The sequence below is a fragment of the Heliobacterium mobile genome (assembly GCF_009720735.1).
Lineage (GTDB): Bacteria > Bacillota > Desulfitobacteriia > Heliobacteriales > Heliobacteriaceae > Heliobacterium > Heliobacterium mobile.
In genome coordinates this window covers 1-7,406 of sequence record NZ_WNKU01000053.1, presented here as the reverse complement: position 1 = coordinate 7,406, position 7,406 = coordinate 1, and the positions used below count along the sequence as shown (strand labels likewise).

5 protein-coding genes and 1 rRNA gene are annotated in these 7,406 nt (G+C 45.6%); 3 read left to right on the top strand and 3 right to left on the bottom strand.

Translation table 11 applies throughout. The features are described from left to right. Positions 1 to 181 (top strand): 23S ribosomal RNA (locus GJ688_RS18930); the annotation flags it as partial. Positions 182 to 282: 101 nt separating this feature from the next. On the opposite strand, the gene GJ688_RS18925 is transcribed toward GJ688_RS18930, so the two are convergent. Then, on the bottom strand, positions 283 to 1,368 hold the full coding sequence (locus GJ688_RS18925) for an FIST signal transduction protein (RefSeq protein WP_155478076.1): 1,086 nt from the start codon (positions 1,366 to 1,368) through the stop codon (positions 283 to 285). Between the two features lie 302 nt (positions 1,369 to 1,670). Between GJ688_RS18925 and GJ688_RS18920 the strand changes: the two genes are divergently transcribed. Beyond that, the gene (locus GJ688_RS18920; protein WP_155478075.1) at positions 1,671 to 2,627 is read left to right on the top strand and encodes an NAD(P)-dependent oxidoreductase; all 957 of its coding nucleotides are present in this window, start codon (positions 1,671 to 1,673) and stop codon (positions 2,625 to 2,627) included. A gap of 150 nt (positions 2,628 to 2,777) precedes the next feature. Here the strand turns inward: GJ688_RS18920 and GJ688_RS18915 are convergent, their stop codons facing one another. Then, positions 2,778 to 3,650 carry a DUF3153 domain-containing protein gene (locus tag GJ688_RS18915; RefSeq protein WP_170292161.1) on the bottom strand — a complete coding sequence of 291 codons (873 nt, stop codon included), beginning with the start codon at positions 3,648 to 3,650 and terminating at the stop codon, positions 2,778 to 2,780. Between the two features lie 346 nt (positions 3,651 to 3,996). Here GJ688_RS18915 and GJ688_RS18910 point away from each other — a divergent pair, with 346 nt between their 5' ends. Next, positions 3,997 to 4,551 (top strand): hypothetical protein, encoded by a 555-nt coding sequence (locus GJ688_RS18910; RefSeq protein WP_155478073.1) that lies wholly within the window; start codon positions 3,997 to 3,999, stop codon positions 4,549 to 4,551. Between the two features lie 164 nt (positions 4,552 to 4,715). Here the strand turns inward: GJ688_RS18910 and GJ688_RS18905 are convergent, their stop codons facing one another. Beyond that, on the bottom strand, positions 4,716 to 6,986 hold the full coding sequence (locus GJ688_RS18905; protein WP_170292160.1) for a HelD family protein: 2,271 nt from the start codon (positions 6,984 to 6,986) through the stop codon (positions 4,716 to 4,718). Positions 6,987 to 7,406 lie beyond the last annotated feature (420 nt).

Sequence of the window (7,406 nt, the reverse complement as noted above, 5' to 3'; positions counted from 1 at the left end):
GTAGCTATGTCGGGAGCGGATAAGCGCTGAAAGCATCTAAGCGCGAAACCGACCCAAAGATGAGACTTCCCACTACGCAAGTAGGTAAGACCCCAGGAAGATGACCTGGTGGATCGGCCCGAGATGTACACGCCGTGAGGCGTTCAGTCGACGGGTACGAATCGGTCGAGGACTTGACCTTAATCGCTTTACAACACTTCTGTTCAGTTTTGATGGAATGCAAAAGCCTACTGCAACGAATGCGGTAGGCTTTTTTGTCACTATTTTTCTTGGAAAGTAGGTCTAACAGTTTTCTTCGAGCGGCAACAAACCGAGAATCGTAGACTTGTTATGTATGATGATCTCGCCGTTTTTCCGGGACGCAATTTCGCCGATAGATAAGGCACCTTCCACTGGGTACTTTAAGTGTGCTTGAATATTGCTTAACTCGGTATCAAATCGATCCTCTAGGAACATAGCTCGGGAAATACAGTCGAACAGCAATGGTCGATATTTTGCGGGCGCTCGTTTCGCACAATAATCCGCGATCTGTACCGAAGACGCCAACAAGGTATTTGCGTTCCCCTTCAATACATAGACTTGACTGCCTTTGGGAATATCGGCTACACAGACGATTTCGTCGTTGTCGTTTACGCCGATAGGATCTCTTACGACGATTTCGAATTGGCCTTTTTTCTGGATGCCAAAGGGATGATCTTTGGCAAAACTGAAAAAGTCCTCTTTGCCGATTCTTAAATTCTCTTCTTGTTCAATGATGTCTTTATACACTTCAAAGGCGTTTTGGTGGTCAATCTCCGCTAACGTATTCCCGTTCGATTGCGTGATAGTAAATGGTCCGTCCATTTTTCTCCAGCCATGCTCAACGGCGAGTTCCAAAGCTCCTTTGACGATACAAATATATAGAACATCTTTATACATCCCTTTGTGGTCATAGATACACGGTCTATGCTGCAGATCGTAATGTCCCGCCCCACCGCCGATATAGGTCACAGTCTTTCCAACTTTATTGTAGACGGTATCAGTTAGATCTTTGTATTTGCTGGAAAGTCCGTCGACGAGAACCAATGCTGTCGTGTTTTCTAAGTCTTTTGGATCTAGATTAAAACGCATCAAGTAGGGAAGCACAATGGAGCAATAGAGCGGCTCATACTTCTGAACAATAAATCCTTCTCGCTCCATTTTGTTTTCCGAGAGGAGCGCCGCGTAGACGCCGCCGAAAAATCGAATGTTCTTGCTGTTCATCAGATTGATCAATTCGGGCACATGGTGAGACGACTTATCTGCCGTTAGGATCATTAATTGTTCTGATGGTGATAATTCTAGTTGTCCGATATAATCAGTGAGCTCTCGAAAGGTTCTTTTGTACATCTTTTGCCCTCCTTTTCGAGGTTGATCTTATCATCTCTACCGAAAAAAGGCAATTACAAACCAGTATTTCCAACGGAATCAAAAGAGCAGCTCAATTTAAAAGATAAATGCGTTTCCGAAAATAATAGATGGAACACTCCGGTTATAAGGGCGATTCCATAAAGGTATAATAAGATTGCAGGAAATAGATAGAATGCATAGAAATAATAATCGTGAAAAAACATACAAATGCAAGGAGGCTGGAGGAAAAGCAGTCCTACCAAAGAACGTGCACGCAATTTGACGATCAACAGGGGGTAACTATGCAAAAGACAGTATTTCTAAATGCAGCCAAAGTTGACTTTGATAAGAAGCTCGACTTTTCACCGATCTCTAATATCACCATGTTGACTAGGTATGATGACAGCAGCAATGAGGAGATCCTTGAACGGGTAAAAGATCGGACGATTGTCATCACGAAGGAACTGCCCGTGGGAAGAGACCTGATTGAGAGATTCCCGTCCTCTGTAAAGCTTATTGCAGAAGCTGGGACGGGCTATAACAATATTGACATTATAGCGGCGAAAGAGAAGGGCATTGCCGTATGCAATATCCCCGGCTATAGTACGGAGGCTGTGGCCCAGTTGGCCATCGCTTTCATTTTGAATTTGAGTTCTTCTCTACATCGTCAACAAGTCATGGTCAAACAAGGGGATTACAGCAATTTTACGAAACACCTTCAGGTGCCCCACTTTGAAGTGCAATATAAAACACTCGGCATTATTGGCAGCGGAAGCATTGGGCAGCAAGTGATGAAAGTCGCCCGTGCCTTAGGGATGAATATCCTTGTGTACAATCGGGCACCGAAAACCTGGGAGGATCCCGAGGTTCGATCGGTCAGCCTGGAAGAATTATTGAAAGAAAGTGACTATGTTTCCCTCCATTGCCCCCTGACCGCTGACACAAGACACCTAATCAACAAAGAGCGGTTGAACCTGATGAAGCCATCTGCCTACATCATCAACACATCCCGCGGCCCCCTGATTAAAGAATCGGATCTGATTGAGGCGTTGCAAACCGGGAAAATTGCTGGTGCTGGTCTTGATGTTCAAGATCCGGAACCGCCGGAGCTGAACAATCCTTTATTCGCGATGGAAAAGGTGATCCTCACACCCCATATTGGTTGGAAGTGTTTGGAGTCGAGACAGAGACTGATTCAGCTATTGGCTGGAAATATTGAAGCTTTCATTCAGGGAAAAGCGATTAACGTCGTTAGCTAGTGTTCGGTGCGCTCATCTTATCCTGGGAGATAACTAAAAGGTCCATACCCCGTTAATCATTGACTGTCTGTAAATGGTTTTCCATAAAAGAACCCTTCACCACTTCCAAAAGGAAATAAAGGTGAAGGGTTTTATATTTATCGCCCTAGCTTAGCCTTGTTTGTTCTCCGTCGAATCATCACTGGGATTCGGTTCGACTCCAACAGCAACTTCCGCAACGGTTTCCGCATTTGCTTCGACATTGGTTGTTTCACCTACTTGTTCAGCCGTAGATGCCTCCACGGCCGGAGTTTCTGGGGCTGTAGTTGCTTGTTCCGTAGCGGTCATGGCGATAGTCTGTTTCTTTATTTGGGAGATAGCTACACTGATGCCGCCGATGACCAGCAGGCCGGCAACCCCCAGGAGAGAGATGGTCGTAGTGTTATACTGTTCGGCGACGATGTTGATTTGATTTACTTGACCCGGTTGAAGAACCCAGGTCAGTTCTTTTCCGTTCTTAGCAATAGTCGTCGCATTATGCTTCGCCGCTGAAACTGGGAGATCGACTGTTAGAGTCAACTTGACTTGTTTCAGGGCCGCTTGGAGCAACGGATTGACCTTGTCATTGCCTGTAAAGCTTAGATCGGACAGGTCAATCGCTGTGTTCAGTGTGTATGTATTCTTCAAGTAGGACGACTTCTGGGTGAAACCTTCACCGATTTTCCCGAGGAAAAGGTCGCTAGAAGACTCCTTGGCAATACTTTTCACCTGTTTGGAGGCTTGAAAACCGATCATACCATCCTGTTCTAAACTGGTGACGGTAAAGCCCGATTGCTCTGCGTTGGCTTTTAAGTCGTCGAGCGGATTATATCCACCGTCGCCACCCAGTAAAGAAGGGTTGACCAGAATAGAGTAGCCAAGGTCTCCGCTGCCGTCGGGGTTCACCTTCACATGAATATCCGACTGGACGCAGCCAACCAGGAATACGGTACAAAGGACAATCAGTATAATTGCTTGTAAAACGCGATGTTTCGTCCCTCGCACACTCTCACCTCCTTTAATTATTTGTAATAAATTTATACGCGAACACATAATGAAAAATGAGTTAAATATAAAGAAATATACTGTTCGACAAAAATATACTAAATTTGCTTATTTGCTTCCTATTGCGAAAATACCATTGGTTTATTCCAATTAGGTATCATTTTTCGAAATTTTCCGCGGGGAGCGTAAGAATTAATAAACTCGTACACAACAATATTTTCTGATTCTTGGAATATTTTTACTAGTTTCCGTATAAACGTGTTATGGAGAAGGGAAGACAGGCATCCTGGTCGGACCCTTTCGGAATTCCTTCGAAAATCTAATCGGTGGAGGTGATGCGTGGGAAATGAATAATCATGGTGACGAACCTCGCGATGAGCGTGAACCTGTACAGTCGGTGAATAAGAACCGGGCACTCCTGATTTTCGTGCTCGTTGTTTTAATCATGACTTCCAGTATTCTTACGCTCATGGAGAACAACACTCAGACGATCAAGTTCAATGAGTATGTCAGTTTGTACAATGAAACGGTAAAGGACATTACCGAGCAGGCCATGACGGGGCTTTCCTTGACCAAAGGGTATGCCGAGGGATACTCAGAGGTATGGAGCAACGCCATAAAGACGGCGGAAATGGACATTGATTTCGAGAAGATCAAGGAGTCCACTGCGAAGGATAATGTACTCGTGGAAATGGCCCAAGCGAAAGACAGAATCGATGAAAAAATGAAGAAGCTGAAAAACCACCCCAAGGAATGCAAAGAAGCGTATGACACCTTGCAGGCGTTATACGATAAATATTGCTCCATCTATGTACAGGCACAAACAGTGAATCAAGTGTCTTCCGATTTTTCGATGACGCTTGAGAACATCAAATCGTCTAAGCCTGCCGAAAAACACTGAATCCTCTTATATGAATGGGATTCTTGATTGGCGCGGCATCATCAGACGAGGCTTCTGAAAACAGAAGAGGGGATTCTCCTTGAATGGTGGAGAACCCCCTCTTTTCATTTTTTTGTGAAAAGCTATTTTCATAGTAGCCTGTGCCCCAATGGGTCATGAGCGTTTTATTTTTGCATCGAATCGGCGTTGAATGGCTCTGTCTGGGTGGGCAGAAAGGGACTCTTTTCACCAGAGTGATAAATATGCAACCGGTGAAGCGCACGGGTGCAAGCGACATACATCAGTCGCCGATCCAAATCGTTTCCATAGGTTTTCTTATCGGCGCCGTATAACAGAACTACGTCAAACTCAAGTCCCTTCGCGGTATACGCGGACATGATCAAAATGCCCTTTTCCAAGGTTCCTTCGTGAGGATGGACCAGCCGAAGGGGGGCCTTGCTAGAAAGCCTGTGGTAAACTTGTTCCGCTTGTCGCTGGCTTTTACAGATAATCGCCACTGAAGAAAAGCCTTGCCGGATAAAAGATGTTGCCTCCTCGAGGACGGCTTCGTCCATTTCGCCTATAGTCGGAAAAGAAACCACGTGGGGTTCAGCTTCATGTCGTTGAAAGGCTAGGCTATCTTCGTCGGTTCCCAGCACGTGCCTGGCAAATCGATTGATTTCGTAAGAGGAACGGTATCCCTTGCGGAGAAACAGTTTGATTATTTTTGCTATTCCGAGGCTCTGGACCACATCATCATAGATGCTTCCGTCCACTTGTCGCTCTAGGCTCTGGTGGAAATCGCCAAGGACCGTATACTTGACGTCTTTGAATAATATTTTGAATACTTCGTAGTGCATAGGGGTATAATCTTGTGCTTCATCGATGACCACTTGTTTGATGTCCGAAAAGAAATGAGATCCCTCGATGCGAAGTTTTAGATACAACAGGGGAGCACAATCTTCATAACGGACCTGCCCTTTTTTTAAGGCCTCTGCTGTAGCCGAGATGATCCTTTCGATGTCACGAGGGAGGTTCAGGTCTCGTGCCAGTGAAAAAAACAATGTTGGCTGCAAGAAAAGCTGTTGATAAAGCCTGTGATAGTTAATGCGGGAGAATGTGCGCAGACGTTCTCGAAAGGTTTTCGCTTCCTTCATCGACAGCAGTCGGCTAAAAGGTTTTATCTCTAACTCATGGCCTTCGCTCTTTGCGACGATAGGTTCTAGTTTCTTCAGGCGCTCTTTTTGCATTGGGTGAATTTTATCTAGTATGGTTTTTTCCATGCGTGCCAGTCGTATGGCCATGGGCATACCGGCTTTGTCGTTTAAGAAGCGGTTTTTCAACTGTTGTCGAGTTTCTACGACAACACCGTCATAATAAACGTCTTGGAACGGGATGAGGCGATGTTCATAATGCCAAATTAACCGTTCGAGGAGAGTCACAAAAGCTCGAGAGCCTTTAAACTGATAGGCATCGGTTCGTTCGTTACGTTCTGACTCCGTTTGGTTTTGGATGATGGCTTCCAGATGGGAGGACCGGGTTTCTAACTGGACAGAACCGGCAAAAAAGTCGCCGGCTATATCGTCAAAGGTGGTTTGTACCACGTTTTCTTCCCCGAGATCAGGCAGAACCTGTGAGATGTACTTGTTGAATAGTGCGTTCGGGGAGAGGATGAGGATGTTATGGGAAGCGAGATTGGATTTCAATCCGTCATAGAGTAAAAAAGCGATGCGGTGCAACGCCACAGAGGTCTTCCCACTGCCAGCCACACCTTGTACGATCAACAGGTCGTTCTCCCGGTCCCGGATAATGGTATCCTGTTCTTTTTGAATCGTCTCGACGATGTTCTTCATTTTCGCCGAAGCATTCTGACTCAATATCTCTTGCAGAATTTCATCGTTGATGAGGATATTGCAGTCGAAGAAGTAGACCAGTTCCGGCCCGTGAATCTTGTATTGCCGTTTTCGTTGGACATCACCGGAGACCACCCCCGAAGGGGCCTGATAGGCGGCTCGTCCCAGTTCATAGCGATAAAAAATGCTGGAGATAGGAGCTCGCCAATCGTACACATGGACCTGTTGGGTCGCAGAATCGATCGCTGTGTGTAGTCCCAAATAAATGGGTTCAACGAGGTCGCAGCCGTCTTCTTTAAAATCGAAGCGGCCGAAGTAGGGTTTGTCGATAATTTTCTTGTATTTCTCCACCTGCTGCAATGTGTTGTAGTAGGAGCCGGTCTGATGATTCACGTCGAGAAGATATTGATTCATCTCGGTCAGGCGGGTAAAGTCCCTTCCAGAGTGGCCTGTATTTTCCCACATGTCCCGTCTGGATTCGATCACTTTTCTCTTTTTATCGGATAACTTCTCTTGCTCTCTAAGCAGCTCTTTTTGAATGACTGCAAGTGTGTTTTTCAGATATTCCTTTTCTTCGAGAAGGTTCTGCTGATAGTCATCCACGGGAGCACCTCCGTTCCACAAAAAAGTCTCTTGACTTGACGCAGAAGCCGTGATAGAATTAAAATGGGTTTTATTAACCTAACGAGTAAAGACGGTAGCTTTTTTATTATACGCTTGTTTTTAGCCCAAGTAAAGACTCACCTGTCTTCGCGTAGAAAGTAAAAATAAGGTTTGGGCTAAGTTGAGTTAATCTCTCATAATAGGTAAACCTGAAAACTCGAAAACCCAGATGTAATAACGTAATACGGAAAAGGGGTCGGCCTAATAGAATTAGGTCGGCTCTTTTTTAATGTGCGCCACGCATGGCGCGTAACTCGGCGGTGAAAGTCCGCTATGGGGGCTGGCAGTTGCCAACCATTAGCCAAGCGCAAGGGTGTCCACCGCGAGGTGGATGAAATAGGCGAATTCCTAATGAATTCG